Below are 1467 nucleotides of genomic sequence, written 5' to 3'. Positions count from 1 at the left end.
CCTTTCTTACGTTAATCTTTACGTAAGAAAGGTTATGTTAAGACTTTCGTTATGTAAAGAAATGTGATTCCAAACGTGGAGATGCTCTGTTTTGGTGTTATATTTCTTTACATAATAATCTAGAAGTGTTACTCATGAATCAAACTTTACAAGGAGGGTTTGATTTATGGTAACTGACTTTAAAACGTTGATTTCCTTATGCGAAGACGAGTTGACCAGCCGGGAGTATGCTGCTGTGCACCACGGTAGAATCAAAGCAGAATGGGAAAATCTTACTAAGTGGATGACATTGCACAATTACAAGGACTTTTCTAAATCCATTGGATTCCAGTATTGCGATGAAACTCTGGGAACCCATATCTTTGTTGATAGGCTTACGCACAGTGAGCAGATACGGCTCCGTGCAGTCCGTATGCTGACTTCTTATCAAAAAGACGGCGATTTTGAATTCCGTACTCCACGGGTTGAAAGAAATTTTTATGGCAACATAGGCAATGATATGTGTCTTTATCTGTCTTACCTGCGTAATGTACAGCATCTTTCGGAGAGTACCATCAGAAACAAGGAGCAGTATCTATACGAGTTTTTTTGTTATCTGCAAAAGCATCGATTGACATTGGATAATCTTAGCATTGAGATCATGGAGGATTTTTTTGTCTCCATGAATTATTCGCTCGCCTCCAGGCACAACTGCGGTTCAACGCTACGCATTTATTTTCGGTATGCGTATGATAATGGCATTACCGGAAAAGACAGTTCGGTATTCGTCTTGGCAGATAATTACAAACACCATTGTAAGATCCCCACAACGTACGAGGAAGATGAAATCCGCAGCATTATCGCAGCGGTGGAACGCTCATCTGCCACGGGAAAACGGGATTACCTGATTTTGTTGCTTGCCGCCGAATATGGATGGCGATCCGGAGACATTGTGAACTTTCGATTTAATCAGATTGACTGGGATAAAAATATCATCCGTTTCAGTCAACACAAAACAGATATCCCCGTAGAGTATCCTCTGCTTTCTTCTGTTGGTAACGCCATTATTGACTATCTGAAGCATGGACGCCCCATAACCGACGCAGAAGAAATCATCGTTTCAGCCGAATCGGCAAAAAAGGGCCGGCCGCTTTCACCCCCGACCATACATTCCATTGTGACGAAATACATGCGCAAGGCAAACATCAAGAACTGGAAAAACAAGAAACACGGCGCACATTCCCTCAGGCACAGTCTGGCGACGAACTTGTTGAAGAAGAATGTTTCCATTCCCATCATCAGTACTGTCCTTGGACATCAGAATACCGAGACCACTAAAGCGTATCTGAAAGTTGATATAGAAAAACTGCGGCAATGCCCTCTTTCCGTACCAAAGATAAGTTCAAAGCACTACAAGGCTGGGAGGTGCGAGGAATGAGCAGACCCGAATTTCAATCCATTTTTTCCAGGGAAATGTATCAATATCTG

1 protein-coding gene is annotated in these 1467 nt (G+C 42.4%); it reads left to right on the top strand.

Annotated features, from left to right (window positions below; translation table 11 throughout):
• Positions 1 to 166: 166 nt before the first annotated feature.
• The gene (locus tag L7E55_RS17505) at positions 167 to 1417 is read left to right on the top strand and encodes a site-specific integrase (protein WP_277445645.1); all 1251 of its coding nucleotides are present in this window, start codon (positions 167 to 169) and stop codon (positions 1415 to 1417) included.
• Positions 1418 to 1467 lie beyond the last annotated feature (50 nt).

This window comes from Pelotomaculum isophthalicicum JI (assembly GCF_029478095.1).
Lineage (GTDB): Bacteria > Bacillota > Desulfotomaculia > Desulfotomaculales > Pelotomaculaceae > Pelotomaculum_D > Pelotomaculum_D isophthalicicum.
This window is presented reverse-complemented; position numbering and strand designations above follow the sequence as displayed.